Here is an 18,285-nt window from a genome sequence, read left to right on the forward strand (position 1 = left end):
TATGTTTGGAAAATTATTTGATAGCTTAAAAACAGGATTAACTAAAACAAGAAATGCGTTAACGGACAAGATAAATGAAACTTTAAAACTTGCAGTAACAATAGATGAAGATTTATATGAAGAACTTGAAGAAATTTTAATTATGGCTGATATAGGTATGGATACAACAATGGACATAATTGAAAGGCTTAAAGATAAAATAAGAAAAGAAAAGATTAATGATGTTGAAATGGTACAACCTGCTTTAAAAGAAGTTATAGCAGAGATGATGAAGGGCACTGATGAAGTAGTAGATGAGTCAGGAAAAAAAGTAGTTCTAGTTATAGGGGTTAATGGAGTAGGTAAAACTACATCAATAGGGAAATTAGCTGCTAAAAATAAGCAAGCAGGTAAGAAAGTACTATTAGCAGCGGCAGATACTTTTAGAGCTGCAGCTATTGATCAATTAGTAGTGTGGAGCGAAAGAGCAAAAGTAGATATAGTTAAGCATGGAGAGGGATCAGATCCAGCAGCGGTAGTTTTTGATGCTATTAATGCATCAAAAGCAAGAAATGTAGATTTATTAATTTGTGATACAGCAGGAAGACTTCACAATAAAAAGAACCTTATGGATGAGCTTGGAAAAATAAATAGAATTATTGAGAGAGAATATTCAGGGGTGAAAAAAGAAACTTTATTAGTTTTAGATGCTACTACAGGTCAAAATGCTGTGATTCAAGCAAAGCAATTTATGGAAGTGTGTCCTGTTGATGGTATAATATTAACTAAATTAGATGGAACTGCAAAAGGTGGAGTAGTAATTTCTATTAAAAATTCTTTAAATATACCTGTAAAATATATTGGTGTAGGTGAAGGAATAGAAGATTTACAAGAGTTCGATGCAGAAAGTTTTGTAGAAGCACTATTTTAATTAAGAATTAATAGTTAATGACTAAAGTCAGTGAAGACTGGCTTTAGTTTAAATAAAATAAAAAATTAAATTTTAAAATAAATTTGTAACATTAAATTTAGTTGGATTAGTGAATGAAATGCTAGTAAAATAGCTATTTTAGCGTTTTTAAATATGAGAGAAAACATTAGTAAAAAGTGTTAAGTAAAAATACTTGACACATATAAATACTTCTGTTAAAATCTCATATGTGGGTAAGGTGATTACATGGAAGATAGGGTTGAGATTTCTTTATTAATGGATCTATATGGTGCATTATTAACAGAGAAACAATATAGTATTATGGATTTATATTATAATGAAGATTTATCTTTAGCTGAAATTGCTGAATTAAATCAAACGAGCCGACAAGCGATCCATGACCTTATTAAAAGATGCTATAAACAATTTCTAACTTATGAAGGTAAATTGATGTTGCTAAAAAAGTCGTTAGAAAGAGAAAAAAAGATAGCTTCACTTTTAGATGATATTGATATGAAATATTCTATTGACAAAATAGATTATGATAGGTATAAAGAGATTCTAGAAGAGCTATAAAGGCATATTAGGAGGTTAACATGGCTTTTGAAGGATTAGGCGAAAAGCTACAAAGTACGTTTAAGAAGCTTAGAGGTAAAGGTAAAATAACTGAAAAAGATATTAAAGAAGCCATGAGGGAAGTAAAGCTTGCATTATTAGAAGCTGATGTTAATTTTAAAGTGGTAAAAACTTTTGTTAAGAATGTTAGTGAAAAATGTGTTGGTAGTGAAGTTTTAGAAAGCTTGACACCTGCTCAGCAAGTTATTAAGATAGTTAATGATGAACTTACTGATCTTATGGGTGGTAGTGAGAGCAAATTAGAATTTGCAAGCGTAGGACCTACAGTAATTATGTTAGTAGGGCTACAAGGTGCAGGTAAAACTACAATGTGTGGTAAGCTGGCACTACAATTAAGAAAGAATCACAACAAGAAACCACTTTTGGTAGCTTGTGATATATATAGACCAGCAGCGATTAAGCAATTAGAAGTTGTTGGGAAGCAAATTGATGTTCCAGTATTTCAAATGGGTGATAAAGTAAGTGCAGTAGAAATAGCAACTGAAGGTATAAAGCACGCAAGAGAAAATGGAAATAATGTAGTGATTATTGATACGGCTGGTAGACTTCATATTGATGAGGCTCTAATGACTGAACTAGAAGATGTAAAAAAAGCTATAAATCCATCAGAGATTTTGCTTGTAGTTGACTCTATGACAGGACAAGATGCTGTAAATGTTGCAGAAAACTTTAATAATTCTTTAGATTTAACTGGTGTTATTTTAACTAAGTTAGACGGAGATACTAGAGGTGGAGCTGCACTTTCAATAAGACATATGACATCTAAACCAATTAAATTTATTGGTGTAGGTGAAAAAATGAGCGATTTTGAAGTATTCCATCCAGATAGAATGGCTTCAAGAATTTTAGGAATGGGAGATGTTCTTTCATTAATAGAAAAAGCTCAAGAAGCAATTGATGAAAAAGAGGCTAAGGAACTTGGCCAAAAGATGATGGAGAATGATTTTACTTATGATGACTATTTAACTGCTATGGAGCAGATGAAAAAATTAGGTTCATTAAGTAAAATTATGGAGATGATACCAGGTGTTCCAAAAGAAATGAAGGATATTGACTTTGATGCTAGTGAGAAACAACTAGGGAGAGTTAAAGCAATTATATATTCAATGACTCCAAAGGAAAGAAAAAATCCTAAATTGTTAGCTGGTTCTTCTTCAAGAAAGAAGAGAATAGCTAAAGGATCAGGAACATCACTTCAAGAAGTTAACAAACTTATAAAAGGTCATGAAATGATGAGAAAGCAAATGAAGCAGATGAAATCATTGACTAAAAGGTCTAAAAAAGGACTGTTTGGCAAATTGCCTTTTTAAGTTGAGATAAATTTTAATCCTTTAAAGGAGGTGAAATAAACATGGCAGTAAAAATCAGATTAAGAAGAATGGGTGCTAAAAAAGCTCCTTTCTACAGAGTTGTTGTTGCTGATTCAAGAAGCCCAAGAGATGGAAGATTCATCGAAGAAATCGGGTACTACAATCCAATAACAGAACCTGCAGAAATCAAGATTGATGAAGAAAAAGCTACAAAATGGATAAAGAATGGTGCTCAACCTACAGACGTAGTTAAGAGACTTTTCGATAAAGCTGGTCTTAACAAGTAATTTTTAGGAGGTGAAGTCTGGTGTTAGTTTAACATCAGAGCCTAATGAAAGAATTAGTAGAAGTAATCGCTAAGTCATTAGTTGATAATCCTAATGAAGTTCATGTAAATGAAGTTCAAGGAGAGCAATCATTAATTCTTCAATTGAAGGTTGCTCCTGAAGATATGGGTAAGGTTATCGGTAAACAAGGTAGGGTAGCTAAAGCTATTCGAACTGTAGTAAAAGCCGCAGCATTAAACGAAGAAAAAAAAGTAGCAGTTGAAATTATCGATGCAAAGAGTTAGGATTTTCCTAACTCTTTTTTTATTAATCTTTGATATTTTATAAAAAGTTTGATATAACTAATAGATGAAGATAGAAAAATAGGTAAAACAGGAGTGAAAATAGTGAGCGAAGTATTAAAGGTAGGAAAAATAGTAAATACTCATGGTTTAAAAGGTGAAGTTAAAGTTATGGCTTTAACTGATGATCAACGTAGATTTGATGATTTAGATTATGTTTTAATAGATAATAAAGAAGTAAAGATAGAGAGTTGTAAATATCAAAAAGATAGAGTTATTGTTAAACTTGAAGGAGTTAATAAAGTAGAAGAAGCTGAAAAGTTGAAAAATAAATTTATGGAAATTCCAAGAGAATTTGCTGTAGAGTTAGATGAAGATTGTTACTTTCTAGCAGATTTAAGAGAGTGTACTGTGTTTGATACAGATGGAAAAGAAATTGGTGAAGTATATGATATAATTCAAACAAAGAATAACGATGTATATTGGATTAGAAAGCCAAAAGAAGTTTTGATACCAGCATTAAAAGATATAGTGACAGAGATAAATATAGATGATAGAAGAATTATCATTAGACCTATAGGAGAATGGATGGATGAAGATTAATATTCTTACTTTATTTCCTGAGATGTTTGATATTTTTAATCATAGTATTGTAGGAAAAGCAAGAGAGAAAAATTTGATTAGCATTGAAGCAACTAATATAAGAGATTATACTTTAAATAAGCATAAAAAAGTAGATGATTATCCTTATGGTGGTGGAGCTGGAATGGTTATGTCTGCACAACCAGTAGTAGATTCTATAAGGGCGGTAAAGAAAAATAATAAAGGTAAAGTCATATTTTTAGGGCCAAGAGGTAAAACTTTTGATCAGAAAATGGCTGAAGAATTATCAAAAGAAGATGAACTTATATTTTTATGTGGACATTATGAAGGAATAGATCAACGAGCTTTTAAGGAAGTTGATATGGAAATTTCTTTAGGTGATTTTGTTTTGACTGGAGGAGAGATGGCTGCAATTCCAGTTATTGATTCAATTTTAAGACTTGTGCCAGGAGTTTTAAATAAAGAAGAAAGCCATCAAGATGAATCTTTTTCTGATGGATTATTAGAATATCCTCAGTATACAAGGCCTGAAATTTTTGAAGATGAACGAGTTCCAGATGTATTATTATCTGGACATCATGAAAATATAAGAAAGTGGAGAAGACTTCAATCTTTGTTGGTAACTAAGGAGAGAAGAAGTGATTTATTTAAAAAAATTACTCTAAGTAAAGAGGATATAAAATTATTAAATAGCAAAAAATAATAGCTTGAAATATAATTATACTTATGTTAGAATATGTTTTGTGCTAGTACGGGCGGTCCTCTGTCAAAATATTTGTTAAGAACGTCAATTTATCATTTAGGAGGGAATGCACAATGAACGAAATTTTAAGAGCTATAGAAGCAGAACAAATCAGAACTGACTTACCTAACTTTAGAGTTGGAGACAACGTTAAAGTTCACGTAAAAGTTAAAGAAGGAAACAGAGAAAGAATCCAAGTATTCGAAGGAACTGTTATCAAAAAGCAAAACGGTGGTTTAAGAGAAACTTTCACAGTTAGAAGAGTTGCTTACGGTGTTGGAGTTGAAAGAACTTTCCCAATGAACGCACCAATCATCGAAAAGATGGAAATCACTAGAAGAGGTAAAGTTAGAAGAGCTAAGTTATTCTACTTAAGAGATAGAGTAGGTAAGGCTGCTAAAGTTAAGGAATTATTAACTAGATAATTTAAGTTAATAAAGATATTAAGGGACTTAGTATTAAGTCCCTTTTTCTTGTAATAAAATACTTTTATATGTCAAGAATAGAGATAGGAGTATTAAAAAAGTAAATTGCAGTTAAATTTATGCATATTTAAGGAAGAGGTGTAGAATATGGCTACAATAAATTGGTTTCCTGGTCATATGAAAAAAACTCAAAGGGAAATAAAAGAAAATTTAAAGTTAGTAGATGCGATTATAGAGATAAGAGATGCAAGAATTCCAAGGAGTTCAGCAAACCCAGATATAGATAAATTGTGTGGAAATAAACCAAGAGTAATTCTTTTAAATAAAAGTGATCTAACAGAAAGTAAAGTTACAAAAGCTTGGATAAAGGAATTATCAAAGGAAAATGTAACAGCGATAGAAGTCAATTGTCTAAAAGGTCAAGGATTAAATCAAATTAAACCTGCATTAGAAGCTCTATTAAAAGAAAAACATGATAGATTAAGAGCTAAGGGATTAGTCAAGATAATGACTAGAGTCATGGTAGTTGGAATACCTAATGTAGGAAAGTCTACTTTTATAAATAAGATGGCGAAAAATAATATAGCTAAAACTGGAGATAGGCCAGGGGTAACAAAGAGTAAACAATGGATTAAAACGCCATTAGGGATTGAAATGTTAGATACGCCAGGAGTTTTATGGCCAAAATTTGAAGATGAAACAACTGCATTAAATCTTGCTTTCACAGGAGCAATAAAAGATGAGATTATGGATACAGAGGAGCTTTCATATCTTTTAGTAAAAAGGCTTCAAGAAAATTATGCTAAAGAATTAATGACTAGATATAAATTAGAAGAAGTATGCGAAGATCCATATGATACTTTAAGTGCTATAGCAAGGAAAAGAGGATGCTTAATGTCAGGTGGAAGAATTAACTATGATAGAATAGCAACGATACTTCTTGACGAGTTTAGAGGTGGAGTAATAGGAAATATATCACTAGAACGTCCAGATGATATATTAGTTAAAGGAGAAAACTAGTATGAAGTTACTAAATAGTGATATAGTAGCGTTAAAATTTAAAGATATAAAGGAAGAGGTAGCAAACATTGATGTAATCTCTTCTTATAAAAAAGCAGAGTTTGATTCTATAGTCGATTTATTACTAAAAGATTCAAGAAAAAATGTAAATGCATTAGGAAATAAACTTCTAAAAGAAAAAAATAAAATTTTAGATGAAATAAAAAGAGTTAGAGCCATGTATGATTTTGATAAATCTTTTGGAGACTTTAACATAATTGCTGGTGTAGATGAGGTTGGTAGAGGACCACTTGCCGGACCAATAGTTTCTTGCGCTGTAGTATTAGATTTAAATGTTTTAGATGAACAATTATTATTATGGATAAATGATTCTAAAAAATTAAATGAAAAGAAAAGAGAAGAACTAGCAGAGATAATAAAAGAGAAAGCATTAGCTTATCATATAGCAAGTTGTGATTCGGAAGAAATAGATAAAAGAGGCATAGGAGTATGCAATAATGCGGTATTTCTTGAAGCAACAAACTCGTTGCAAATTAAGCCTGACTTAGTTCTTTCTGATGGATATACTATTAAGGGGATAGATATCCCAAATAAGTCAGTGATTAAAGGGGATACTAAGTCAGCTAATATAGCAGCAGCATCAATAGTTGCAAAAGTTTATAGAGATAAGCTTATGAAAGAGTATGCTGTTAAATATCCATATTATGCATTTGAAGAAAATGTTGGTTATGGAACATCAAAACATATTGATGGAATTAAAGAATATGGGCCTTGTAAAATACATAGAATGTCATTTTTAAAGAATATATTAGAGGATTAATAGAGTCTAAAGGCATCTTTGATGTGATTAATAGCAAAATCTTGATTAAATTTATTAAACAGTACTTCAATTACATCATATCTTATATTATACTTGTTAAGTTTATTAATTAAAATGTAATAAGAAGAGACTTTTATTATTTGTCTTTGTTTATAGTAGGTAACAGATTCCACGGGTAATCCATAGGAATTTGTGTACCTACTTTTTACTTCTGTAAAAATTATAATATCATTAATTGTACTAATAATATCTACTTCACCTAATCTGTTTCTATAATTCATTTCTAAAATTCTATGGTTAAGGTTTATAAGATATTTGGAAGCTAAATTTTCTCCATAATTCCCTATATTTTTATTATAATTATTCATTATATCACTCCTATATATTTTAAAATATTATCCAAACAAAAAGAAAATTATTCAAATCATATGTGTTTAAGATAAGATTCTATGTCAATAATCCTAGAAGGGTGATAAAAATGGCAATAAAAATAATAAGTGCAACACATCGTGGACTTGATGGAGTTTTAATAAGTGTAGAAGTGGATATTATGAAAGGGCTACCAACATTTAATATAGTTGGTTTACCAGATGCATCAGTTAGGGAGTCAAAAGAAAGGGTTAGAGCAGCTATAGTTAATAGTGGATATGAATTTCCATTAGGAAGAATAACTATAAACCTATCTCCAGCTGATGTAAGGAAAAATGGGACACTATTAGATTTACCAATAGCATTAGGAATTCTAATGGAGTCTAATCAAATTATTAAGAGAGATCTTGAGAAATTCATAGTTTTTGGTGAGTTATCATTAAGTGGAGAGTTAGTAGGTATAAAAGGGGCTATCCCTATTATTTTTGAAGGTGATAGTAAAAAGAAGAAAAATTACATATTCCCTTTAGATAATTTAAGTGAAATGAGACATTTTACTCTAGGAAATTTCTATCCATTTAAATCATTAGAGCAAGTTGTTTCTTTCATAACAAATGAAGATTTGCTTCCCTATAAGAATAGGAAGCAAATTAATAAAGGAAAAGAAAAATTTAAGTTGGATTTTGGAGATATTATAGGGCAATATACAGCAAAAAGAGCTATGGAAATAGTTGCTGTAGGTAGACATAATATATTTTTATTTGGTTCTCCTGGATCTGGAAAGAGTATGCTGGCAAAAGCATTACCATCAATATTACCACCATTAACTATTGAGGAGCAAAAGGAAATTGCTAAGATATATAGTGTTTCTGGATTATGGAATAAAGGATATTTTATAGAAAGGCCGTTTAGAGCTCCGCATCATACTACAACTAAAACTGCGCTTATTGGTGGAGGTAACGAAATAAAGGTTGGAGAAATAACTTTAGCTCATAATGGAGTTTTATTTTTAGATGAGATTCTAGAATTTAGCAATGAGTTACTAGAAGTATTGAGACAGCCTTTAGAAGAAGGTATTATAAATATTTCGAGGTTAAGAGAAAATTATACATTGCCAAGTAAATTTATTCTTGTAGGAGCATTTAACCCATGTAAATGTGGAAGATTTATGGAAGATGAAAATAATTCTTTGTGTGAATGCACAGAATATGAAAAAAGGCGATATTTAAATAAAATATCTAGGCCATTAATGGATAGAATCGATTTATTTAATTATGTTCCTAGAATAAAATACGAAGAAATTACTGACAAAAAAGACTATATTGATTCTGACAAGATGCGACAGAAAGTTTTAGAGGCTGCTGAAAGACAAAGCTTTAGATTAAAGGATACAATTTATAATTATAATTCAGAGATTGTTGGTAAAGATGTATTTAGAATATGTAACATAAGTTCTAAAGGAAAGAAAGTACTAGAACAATATTATAATAAATACAATATAACTCTTAGAGGATATGTAAAGATAATTAAAGTTGCAAGAACTATAGCTGATTTAGAAGGTAGTGATGAGATTGCTGATTACCATATAATTGAAGCTTTGCAATATAGAAAGAATGCTTTTGGTGAAATAATATAAAGTTTAAAGGGGAAGTAGTTAAATGAGAGAGTATGAATTATGGTTTATAGTGGCGAATATTTCTAACGAAACTAAAATAGAATTAATTAAAAAGTATAATAACGAAGAAAATATTTATAATAATATTGATAGTATAGATAATTGCTATATTTATAAAGGTAGTGAATATACAAAATTGAAATCGACTTCGCTAAGTCAGGGAACTGAATTATTTCAATATATTAATAAAAATAACATTAGTTATGTCACAATAAATTCAGATCAATATCCAGAATCTTTAAAAGAAATTAATGAACCACCCTATGTGTTGTTTTATAAAGGAAACTTATCTTTATTAAATTATAATATGGTTGCTATAGTTGGATCACGTAAAAATACAACTTATGGAGAGGCTGTAACAAGGCAAATAGTTGGAGAACTAAGGAATATAGATTATGGAGTTGTTAGTGGTGTAGCTTATGGAATTGATACAATAGCACATAAAGAGTGTCTAAATAGAGGAATAAAAACAATTGGAGTTTTAGGCTGTGGTATAGATATAGTATATCCTAAAGTAAATAAGATGGTTTACAAAGAAATAGAAAAAAATGGGCTATTGATATCTGAATTTTTACCTATGACAAAGCCAATGCCATATAACTTTCCTAGGAGAAATAGGATTATTACAGCTTTAAGCAAAGGTGTAATAGTTGTAGAAGCAACAGTTAAAAGTGGTTCTTTAATAACTGTAAATTACGCATTACAATATGGAAGAGATGTTATGGCTGTACCAGGACCGGTTTTAAATAGCAATAGCAAAGGATGTAATTTATTGATAAGAGATGGAGCAAAGGTATTTGTAGAATTAGATGATTTATATTGTTTTCTTAATGTGATTAAAAAAGATGGGAAAAATATAGAAAAAAATACCATAAAATTACTTTTGAGTGATGTGATAAGTAGCGAACCGATTCATTTAGATAAAATAATAGAATGTGTAAATATTGACAGAGTGGCTTTATTTGAGTTATTATTTGAAATGCAAAATAGAAATGAACTAATTTGCTTACCAGGCAATTATTATGCGAGAATAAATTAATGATAAATGGGGGTGAAGAACTCCTGAAATAAATGAAATAGGAGTTTGTGAAATGGGTCAAAAACTTGTTATAGTGGAATCACCTGCTAAAGCTAAAACAATAGGAAAGTATTTAGGGAAAAATTATATTGTTGAAGCTTCAATGGGACATGTAAGAGATTTACCTAAAAGTAAATTAGGTGTTGATATAGAGGATAACTTTACGCCAAAGTATATCACAATACGAGGAAAAGGTGATTTGTTAGATAAATTAAAGAAGAGTGCTAAAAAAGCAGATAAAATATATCTTGCAACCGACCCCGATAGAGAAGGAGAAGCTATTTCATGGCATTTAGCAAATGTTTTAAAGATATCTCCAGAAGAGAATTGTAGAATAGTATTTAACGAAATAACTAAAACAGCAGTAAAATCTTCTATAAAAGAAGCGAGAGCGATAGATCAAAATCTAGTTGATGCTCAACAAGCTAGAAGAGTGTTAGATAGATTAGTTGGTTATGAAATAAGTCCTATTTTATGGAAAAATGTTAAGTGGGGTCTAAGTGCTGGTAGAGTGCAATCAGCAGCTTTAAAACTTATTTGTGATAGAGAAGAGGAAGTAAAAGCATTTATACCAAAGGAATATTGGACAGTAGATGTAGTATTAAAAAAAGATAAAAAGAAATTTCCTATTAGATTGTTAAGATATAAAGATAAAAAGATAGAGATAGATTCTAAAGATGAGGCTGAAAAAATAATTGAAGACTTATCAAATGATAAATATAAAGTTACAGCTGTTAAAAAAGGTAAAAAAACTAAAAATCCTTTACCGCCATTTACAACTAGTACTTTACAACAAGACGCTTCTAGAAAGCTAAACTTCGTAACAAAAAGAACGATGTCTATAGCGCAGGTGCTGTATGAAGGTGTTGAAGTTAAAGGATATGGAACTGTTGGTTTGATTACTTATATGAGAACTGACTCTGTAAGAATTTCAGAAGAAGCTCAAGGAAAGGCACGTGACTTTATAGCAAATAGTTATGGAGATGAATATATACCAGCTACTCCAAGAAATTATAAAAGCAAAAAGAATATACAAGATGCGCATGAAGCTATAAGACCATCATATGTTGAAATTACACCAGAAGTTGCAAAAGATAATTTAACTCCAGAACAATATAAGTTATATACACTAATTTGGCAAAGATTTGTAGCAAGTCAAATGGCAGGCTGTGAATTAAATACTAATAGTATAGATATAACTAATGGTGATTATAAATTTAGAGCCACTGGTTCAACGATGAAATTTGATGGGTTTATGAAAGTGTATGATTACACTACTGAAGATGAAGAAAGTGATGTTTTATTACCTACGTTAGAGGAAAATGAGATTTTAGATTCTCATTCAGTTGATGGAAATCAACACTTTACTCAACCACCAGCAAGATATACAGAAGCTTCTTTTGTTAAATTGTTAGAAGAGAAAGGAATAGGACGTCCAAGTACTTATGTTCCGACAATATCTACTCTCTTAAGTAGGGAATATATTGTAAGAGAAAAGAAGAATTTAATACCAACTGAATTAGGGTTTATTGTCAATAATATACTTTCAGATTATTTTAAGCAAATTGTGGATGTAGATTTTACAGCTGAAATGGAACATAAATTAGATAATATTGAAGAGGGCAGTGAGTCTTGGACTAAAGTAGTAGCTGAATTCTTTGGACCATTAAAAGTTGCTATTGATAAAGCTGAAAAAGAAGTTTCAAAAGTAGTAATTGAAGATAAAGTAAGTGATGTTCCATGTGATAAGTGTGGAAGAATGATGGTTATAAAGCATGGAAGATACGGAGATTTCTTAGCATGTCCTGGTTATCCAGAATGTAAAAATGCTAAGCCTATAGTAGAGGAATTAGATGTACCGTGTCCGAAATGTGGAGGAAAAATTTTGGCTAGAAAGAGTAAGAAGGGTAAAAAATTCTTTGGATGTTCTAATTATCCTAATTGTGACTTTGTAAGTTGGAATGAGCCTTTAAATGAAAAATGCGATAAATGTGGATCATACATGGTCTTAAAGTTTAGTAAAACAAAAGGTAAATATGCTCAGTGTTCTAATACTGAATGCAATGAAACTAAAAAGTTAGAAGAAAAAACAGAATAAAAAGACCCTCATTTCAACTATGTCGAAAAAGTGTAAAAAATGTTGAAATCTTTAATTGCTTATGATACTATGATTATATCTATGAGAATTATAATGGTTAGAAAATGTTGAATATTAAAGGTTAAATGAGGGGAATGATATTTATGTCATCATTATTAGATAAAACGAGAAAGCTAAATAGAATATTACAAAAGGGTGGAACTGAACCAGTAGCATTTGAAGATATATGTGCACTTTTAAGTGAAGTTTTATGTGCTAATGTTTATATAATAAGTAGAAAAGGAAAAATTTTGGGACATACATTTCTAGAAAACTTCGAATGTGAAATAATGAGAAAGTATGTAGTTAATGATAAAATGTTCCCTGGAATATACAATGATGACTTATTAAGTGCATCACAAACTATAGCTAATATCAAAAATAAGGGATTATGTGTCTTTGAGGGTGAAGGACAATGTCCAATGAAAGATAAAGTTTCTACTGTTGTTCCGATAATTGGAAATAGAGAAAAGTTAGGAACTCTACTTTTAGCTAGATTTGGTGAAGAATTTACAGATGAAGATTTGGTTTTAGCAGAATATAGTGCTACAGTAGTAGGAATGGAAATATTAAGAGCTAAACAAGATGAATTAGAAGAAGAAGCAAGAAAGAAGGCTGTAGTTCAGCTAGCAATTGGAACTTTATCTTATTCAGAACTTGAAGCTATTGAACATATTTTTAATGAGTTAGAAGGAAATGAAGGGTTATTAGTTGCTTCAAAAATCGCTGACAAAGTAGGAATTACTAGAAGTGTAATTGTTAATGCGTTAAGAAAATTTGAAAGTGCAGGAGTAATTGAGTCAAGATCTTTAGGAATGAAGGGAACTCATATAAAAATATTAAATGAAAAATTAATTCATGAACTTAAAAAAATGAAATAATTGTTAAAGCTGTGAAAATCACAGCTTTTTTTATTAAATTATTTAGAATTATTTTTAAAAGTTTTAGGTAATAATAATAAACGTAGTGAATTATTTTATAAAGATAAAAAAGTTGAAAAATTTTTATTGCTAGGATATATAGCTTGTGTTATACTATCCTAGGTAACAAAATACACACATAGTCCAATAAATAAAGTCGGTGCCTTTTTAGGAAACTTTATTAAAATGAAGACTATGGAGGAAAAAACCAGGAGGTAACAGAATGTCAGTTATATCAATGAAACAATTATTAGAAGCTGGAGTTCACTTTGGACACCAAACTAGAAGATGGAACCCTAAGATGGCTCCTTATATATTCACAGAAAGAAATGGAATATATATAATCGATCTTCAAAAAACAGTTAAAAAGGTTGAAGAAGCTTATAACTTCATCAGAGAAGTATCTGCAGAAGGAAAAGATATCCTTTTCGTAGGAACTAAGAAACAAGCTCAAGAAGCTATCCAAGAAGAAGCTATAAGATCAAACATGCACTACGTTAACAACAGATGGTTAGGTGGTATGTTAACTAACTTCAAGACTATAAAGACTAGAATAGCAAGATTAGAAAAGTTACAAAAAATGGAAGAAGACGGAACTTTCGAAGTTTTACCTAAGAAAGAAGTTATCAAATTAAAAGGTGAAATGGAAAAATTAGAAAACAACCTTGGTGGTATCAGAAACTTAGACGTTAACAATATTGGAGCTATGTTCGTAGTAGACCCAAGAAAAGAAAAGAACGCTATATCTGAAGCTAAGATATTAGGAATCCCAGTTGTAGCTATAGTTGATACAAACTGTGACCCTGAAGAAGTAGATTACGTAATTCCAGGTAACGATGATGCAATAAGAGCTGTTAAATTAATAACTGCTAAACTTGCTGATGGAATTATCGAAGCTAGACAAGGTGAACAATTAGCTGAATAATATTTTAAAAGGTAGGTGAGGGAAACTTCATTTACCTTTTAGCCTAAAATATGGTTTACATTTAATGTTAAGGAGGAATTTAGGATGATAACTGCTAAATCAGTTAAAGAATTAAGAGAAATGACTGGTGCAGGAATGATGGACTGCAAAAAGGCTTTAGTTGCAACTGAAGGTGACATAGAAAAAGCTGTTGAATTTTTAAGAGAAAAGGGATTAGCTGCTGCTGCTAAAAAAGCTGGTAGAGTTGCTGCTGAAGGTATCGTTAAGACTTTCGTAAGCGCTGATAAGAAAACTGCTGGTATGGTAGAAGTTAACTGTGAAACTGACTTCGTTGCTGCTAACGATGAATTTGTTAGCTTTGCTACTAAAGTTGCAGAAATGGCTGCTAACACTTCAGCTACAACTGTTGAAGAATTAGTTGCTGAAAAATTTGAAGGAGAAACTACTGTTCAAGAAGCTTTAACAGCTTTAATCGCTAAATTAGGTGAAAACATGACAGTTAGAAGATTCGTTAAATTTAACATAGAAAATGGTGCGATAGCTAGCTACATACACGGTGGCGGAAGAATTGGTGTTATGGTAGAAGTTTCTTGCGACACTGATAGCGCTGTATTAGAAGAAGTTGCTAGAGAAGTTTGTATGCAAGTTGCGGCTGCAAATCCTCTATTCTTAAGCAGAGAACAAGTAGATAACGAATCTTTAGAAAAAGAAAAAGAAATCTACAGAGTTCAAGCATTAAATGAAGGAAAACCAGAAAATATCGTTGAAAAAATGGTTATGGGAAGAATTCAAAAGTACTATAAAGAAGTTTGTCTTTTAGATCAAGCATGGGTTAAAGATGGAGATAAATCAATAGCTAAGTTCTTAGAAGAAAAATCTAAAGAAGTTGGTTCTCCAATAGCTATCACTAGATACGCTAGATTCGAAAGAGGAGAAGGTATCGAAAAGGTTGAAGAAGACTTCGCAGCAGAAGTAGCTAAGACTATGGGTATGTAATATCAAGGAGAACACTTTTGTGTTCTCTTTTTTTAGAAATTATATTATACAGATTGCGGGAGGTATTTCCATGGAGAAATGTGCTTATAAAAGAGTTATGTTAAAGGTTTCAGGTGAAGCTTTATCAGGAGAAAATGGTTTTGGATTTGATTTCGAAACAGTTGGAAGAATTGCTAGAGAAGTCAAATCTTTAGTAGATATGGGCGTAGAAGTTGGTTTAGTTGTAGGTGGAGGAAATATATGGAGAGGTAGAACTGGTGAAGGAATGGACAGAACTACCGCTGATCATATGGGAATGTTAGCTACATGTATAAATGCTTTAGCACTTCAAGATGCTTTAGAAGGAATTGGAGTTTTAACTAGAGTACAAACAGCTATAGAAATGAAAGAAATTGCAGAACCTTTTATAAGAAGAAGAGCAGTGAGACATTTAGAAAAAGGAAGAGTTGTAATATTTGGAGCAGGATCAGGTAATCCATATTTTTCAACTGACACAGCTGCAGCATTAAGAGCAGCAGAAATAGAAGCAGATGTAATTCTATTAGCAAAAAATGTTGATGGTGTATACGATAAAGATCCAAATAAGTTTGCAGATGCAAAAAAATATGATAAACTTACATATATGGAAGTTATTGAACAAGGGTTACAAGTTATGGATACAACTGCAACAACTCTATGTATGGACAATAATATCCCAATATTAGTATTTGGAATAAGTGATGAAGGTAATATAAAAAGAGCGATTAAAGGTGAAAAGATAGGTACAATAGTATCTAAGTAATAAGGAGGTAAAATATGATTAAAGACATAATTAATACTGCAGAAGCTAAGATGAAAAAAACTGTTTCAGTTTTAACTTCAGATTTATCGACAATGAAAGCGGGGAGAGCAAACCCAACAATGCTTGATAGAATTTTCGTTGACTACTATGGAAGCCAATGTCAATTATCTCAAGTAGCAAATATTTCTGCTCCAGAACCAAGAATGTTAGTTATTACTCCATGGGAGAAGCCTTTATTAAAGGAGATAGAAAAAGCTATATTAAAATCTGATTTAGGAATAAATCCTTCAAATGATGGATCAGTAATAAGATTATTAGTTCCAGAATTAACAGAAGAAACAAGAAAAAGACTTGTTAAAAATGTTAAGGCTGTAGGAGAAGATGCTAAAATAGCTATAAGATCTATAAGAAGAGATGCTAATGAAAAGATTAAAGCATTAAAGAAAGATGGACACATATCTGATGATGAAGTTAAAAAGGCAGAAGATGGAGTTCAAAAGAAGACTGATTTATTCGTTAAAGAAATAGACGGAATAATAGTAGCTAAGGAAAAAGAGATTATGTCAATTTAAAACCTGCTATTTAGCAGGTTTTTTCCATAATATATTTTTCAAAGGTTGCTTTGTGATGATGGAGGAGAGTTAAATATGCTTAAGCTATTTAAAAAGGATAAAGAAATTAATGAAGAAATTCAACTTGATTTTAATAAAATTCCTAAACATATAGCTATAATTATGGATGGAAATGGAAGATGGGCTAAGAAAAGAAAACTTCCAAGATCGATGGGACACAAAGCTGGTGTAGAAACTATAAGAAAAATCCTTAAAGAAGCTGATAGATTAGGTGTAGAATATATGACTTTGTATGCATTTTCTACAGAAAATTGGAAAAGACCAAAAGATGAAGTAGAAGCATTAATGAAATTGTTAGTGCAATATTTAACTAATGAAGTTGAAGCTTTGCATCAAAATGGAGTTGTTTTAAGAATTTTAGGTGATGTTGATGCTTTACCAGATCAAGTTAAGAATAAAATTTATGAAGCAATAGAATTAACAAAAGATAATAAAGGAATAGTTTTAAATGTTGCTTTTAATTACGGTGGTAGAGATGAAATAGTTAGAGCTGTAAAAAATATAGCTTCTGATATAGAATCTGGAAAGATAAATAAAGAAAATATAGACGAAGATTTATTTAATAATTATCTATACACAAAAAATTCGCCAGATCCAGATTTAATCATAAGACCTTCAGGAGAGCAAAGAATAAGTAACTTCTTGTTATGGCAATGTGCTTATTCAGAATTTTGGTATTCTAATGTAAATTGGCCTGATTTTAGTGAATCCGATTTACAAAAGGCTATTTATGATTATCAAAATAGAGATAGAAGATTTGGTGGAGTATAATAATTGAGGTGGATATATGAAATCAAATAGTAGATATTTAGGAGCGCTAATACTTGCTCCCCTATTAATATTTGTATTTTTGGGGGGAATGCCATTAAAGTTATTTACAATAGTAATTTCAGCAGTTGGATTATACGAGTTTTACAATGCGCTTAAAAGCAAAGAGATAAAGACATTACCAATAATAGGATATATTCTATTAGCTATATATTATTTAATCAATAATAATTTTGAAAATATGTTATATATTCTTATTTTTATAACTGTAATAGCTTTAATAATTCCAGTTATAGACTTAAAGTATTCATTTATGGATGTAGCTGTAACTATTTTGGGATTTATTTATGTAGGAATATTATTTAGTTTTTTACCTATTATCAATAATAAGGTAAGAGGACAATACTTAATATGGCTAGTATTTATTGGATCTTGGATTTGTGATACTTTAGCATATTATAGTGGAAAATATCTAGGCAAGAAAAAGTTATGTCCAAAAGTTAGTCCCAAAAAAACTATAGCAGGTGCTTTAGGCGGATTTCTAGGAAGTGTTATAGGATGTGGAATTTTTGGGATGATAATTGGTAAATATGTACCTGGAGTAGATTTAATTCATTACTTTTTAATTGGAGCTTTATGCGGAATTATGGGACAGTTTGGAGATTTAGTAGCATCTTCAGTTAAAAGAGCTGTTGGTATTAAAGATTATGGTAATATAATTCCAGGACATGGTGGTATATTGGACAGATTTGACTCTATTTTATTTAATGGAATGGTAGTATTTTATTATTTAACTTTTATTGTTAAAATATAAATAATGCTAAAATAGGAGCTATTTTTAATGGCTCCTATTTTAGTATTCTTTATATTAAAAAATAAGTAATGTATTTACAAATTTAAATATATAATTAAAAGAAGGTAACATTAATTGTTTTTCTGAAAGGAATAATATAAAATATCAATAAGGAAT

Annotated in this window: 21 protein-coding genes; 20 read left to right on the forward strand and 1 reads right to left on the reverse strand. The window is 30.4% G+C overall.

Annotated features, from left to right (window positions below; genetic code table 11):
* Nucleotide 1 precedes the first annotated feature (1 nt).
* The 10 genes from ftsY to H8S10_RS00445 all read left to right on the forward strand — a co-directional run bounded on the left by ftsY (nucleotide 2) and on the right by H8S10_RS00445 (nucleotide 7,034).
* A complete protein-coding gene (ftsY, locus tag H8S10_RS00400; RefSeq protein WP_055263289.1) occupies nucleotides 2–910 on the forward strand; it encodes a signal recognition particle-docking protein FtsY in 909 nt (302 codons plus the stop codon).
* Between the two features lie 246 nt (nucleotides 911–1,156).
* Entirely contained in the window at nucleotides 1,157–1,486 is a 330-nt protein-coding gene (locus H8S10_RS00405; protein ID WP_055263291.1) for a putative DNA-binding protein, read from the forward strand.
* Between the two features lie 20 nt (nucleotides 1,487–1,506).
* Nucleotides 1,507–2,856: a signal recognition particle protein gene (ffh, locus tag H8S10_RS00410; protein ID WP_186837565.1), complete on the forward strand. Its 1,350-nt coding sequence runs from the start codon at nucleotides 1,507–1,509 to the stop codon at nucleotides 2,854–2,856.
* 41 nt (nucleotides 2,857–2,897) lie between these two features.
* The gene (gene rpsP, locus H8S10_RS00415; RefSeq protein WP_032118140.1) at nucleotides 2,898–3,143 is read left to right on the forward strand and encodes a 30S ribosomal protein S16; all 246 of its coding nucleotides are present in this window, start codon (nucleotides 2,898–2,900) and stop codon (nucleotides 3,141–3,143) included.
* Between the two features lie 44 nt (nucleotides 3,144–3,187).
* The gene (locus H8S10_RS00420) at nucleotides 3,188–3,427 is read left to right on the forward strand and encodes a KH domain-containing protein (protein ID WP_032118141.1); all 240 of its coding nucleotides are present in this window, start codon (nucleotides 3,188–3,190) and stop codon (nucleotides 3,425–3,427) included.
* Between the two features lie 102 nt (nucleotides 3,428–3,529).
* A complete protein-coding gene (gene rimM, locus H8S10_RS00425) occupies nucleotides 3,530–4,027 on the forward strand; it encodes a ribosome maturation factor RimM (RefSeq protein WP_055263295.1) in 498 nt (165 codons plus the stop codon).
* Nucleotides 4,017–4,730: a tRNA (guanosine(37)-N1)-methyltransferase TrmD gene (gene trmD / locus H8S10_RS00430; RefSeq protein WP_055263297.1), complete on the forward strand. Its 714-nt coding sequence runs from the start codon at nucleotides 4,017–4,019 to the stop codon at nucleotides 4,728–4,730. The genes rimM and trmD overlap by 11 nt, the downstream gene beginning before the upstream one ends.
* A gap of 113 nt (nucleotides 4,731–4,843) precedes the next feature.
* Nucleotides 4,844–5,194, forward strand: coding sequence for a 50S ribosomal protein L19 (rplS, locus tag H8S10_RS00435; protein ID WP_055263299.1), 351 nt, complete (start codon nucleotides 4,844–4,846; stop codon nucleotides 5,192–5,194).
* Nucleotides 5,195–5,341: 147 nt separating this feature from the next.
* On the forward strand, nucleotides 5,342–6,214 hold the full coding sequence (ylqF, locus tag H8S10_RS00440) for a ribosome biogenesis GTPase YlqF (RefSeq protein ID WP_055263301.1): 873 nt from the start codon (nucleotides 5,342–5,344) through the stop codon (nucleotides 6,212–6,214).
* Nucleotide 6,215: 1 nt separating this feature from the next.
* Nucleotides 6,216–7,034, forward strand: coding sequence for a ribonuclease HII (locus H8S10_RS00445; RefSeq protein ID WP_186837566.1), 819 nt, complete (start codon nucleotides 6,216–6,218; stop codon nucleotides 7,032–7,034).
* Here the strand turns inward: H8S10_RS00445 and H8S10_RS00450 are convergent.
* A complete protein-coding gene (locus H8S10_RS00450; RefSeq protein ID WP_055263305.1) occupies nucleotides 7,031–7,402 on the reverse strand; it encodes a YraN family protein in 372 nt (123 codons plus the stop codon). The two genes, H8S10_RS00445 and H8S10_RS00450, sit on opposite strands and share 4 nt — an antisense overlap.
* Before the next feature lie 110 nt (nucleotides 7,403–7,512).
* On the opposite strand from H8S10_RS00450, the gene H8S10_RS00455 reads away from it, so the two are divergent.
* From H8S10_RS00455 to H8S10_RS00500, 10 genes are all read left to right on the forward strand, one after another.
* On the forward strand, nucleotides 7,513–9,039 hold the full coding sequence (locus H8S10_RS00455; protein ID WP_186837567.1) for a YifB family Mg chelatase-like AAA ATPase: 1,527 nt from the start codon (nucleotides 7,513–7,515) through the stop codon (nucleotides 9,037–9,039).
* A gap of 22 nt (nucleotides 9,040–9,061) precedes the next feature.
* Nucleotides 9,062–10,117: a DNA-processing protein DprA gene (gene dprA, locus H8S10_RS00460; protein WP_186837568.1), complete on the forward strand. Its 1,056-nt coding sequence runs from the start codon at nucleotides 9,062–9,064 to the stop codon at nucleotides 10,115–10,117.
* Between the two features lie 52 nt (nucleotides 10,118–10,169).
* The gene (gene topA, locus H8S10_RS00465; RefSeq protein ID WP_186837569.1) at nucleotides 10,170–12,254 is read left to right on the forward strand and encodes a type I DNA topoisomerase; all 2,085 of its coding nucleotides are present in this window, start codon (nucleotides 10,170–10,172) and stop codon (nucleotides 12,252–12,254) included.
* A gap of 143 nt (nucleotides 12,255–12,397) precedes the next feature.
* Nucleotides 12,398–13,174, forward strand: coding sequence for a GTP-sensing pleiotropic transcriptional regulator CodY (codY, locus tag H8S10_RS00470; RefSeq protein ID WP_055263313.1), 777 nt, complete (start codon nucleotides 12,398–12,400; stop codon nucleotides 13,172–13,174).
* Nucleotides 13,175–13,436: 262 nt separating this feature from the next.
* On the forward strand, nucleotides 13,437–14,138 hold the full coding sequence (gene rpsB, locus H8S10_RS00475) for a 30S ribosomal protein S2 (RefSeq protein WP_055263315.1): 702 nt from the start codon (nucleotides 13,437–13,439) through the stop codon (nucleotides 14,136–14,138).
* A gap of 84 nt (nucleotides 14,139–14,222) precedes the next feature.
* Nucleotides 14,223–15,134 carry a translation elongation factor Ts gene (gene tsf, locus H8S10_RS00480; protein ID WP_186837570.1) on the forward strand — a complete coding sequence of 304 codons (912 nt, stop codon included), beginning with the start codon at nucleotides 14,223–14,225 and terminating at the stop codon, nucleotides 15,132–15,134.
* 70 nt (nucleotides 15,135–15,204) lie between these two features.
* Nucleotides 15,205–15,915 carry a UMP kinase gene (gene pyrH, locus H8S10_RS00485; protein WP_055263318.1) on the forward strand — a complete coding sequence of 237 codons (711 nt, stop codon included), beginning with the start codon at nucleotides 15,205–15,207 and terminating at the stop codon, nucleotides 15,913–15,915.
* A 14-nt stretch (nucleotides 15,916–15,929) separates the two neighbouring features.
* Entirely contained in the window at nucleotides 15,930–16,487 is a 558-nt protein-coding gene (gene frr / locus H8S10_RS00490; RefSeq protein ID WP_055263320.1) for a ribosome recycling factor, read from the forward strand.
* Nucleotides 16,488–16,562: 75 nt separating this feature from the next.
* Nucleotides 16,563–17,318, forward strand: a complete 756-nt coding sequence (locus H8S10_RS00495) for an isoprenyl transferase (RefSeq protein ID WP_055263322.1) — start codon at nucleotides 16,563–16,565, stop codon at nucleotides 17,316–17,318.
* 16 nt (nucleotides 17,319–17,334) lie between these two features.
* Nucleotides 17,335–18,129 (forward strand): phosphatidate cytidylyltransferase, encoded by a 795-nt coding sequence (locus H8S10_RS00500; RefSeq protein WP_186837571.1) that lies wholly within the window; start codon nucleotides 17,335–17,337, stop codon nucleotides 18,127–18,129.
* Nucleotides 18,130–18,285 lie beyond the last annotated feature (156 nt).

It is taken from the genome of Clostridium sp. NSJ-49 (assembly GCF_014287725.1).
GTDB classification, from domain to species: Bacteria; Bacillota; Clostridia; order Clostridiales; family Clostridiaceae; genus Clostridium; species Clostridium disporicum_B.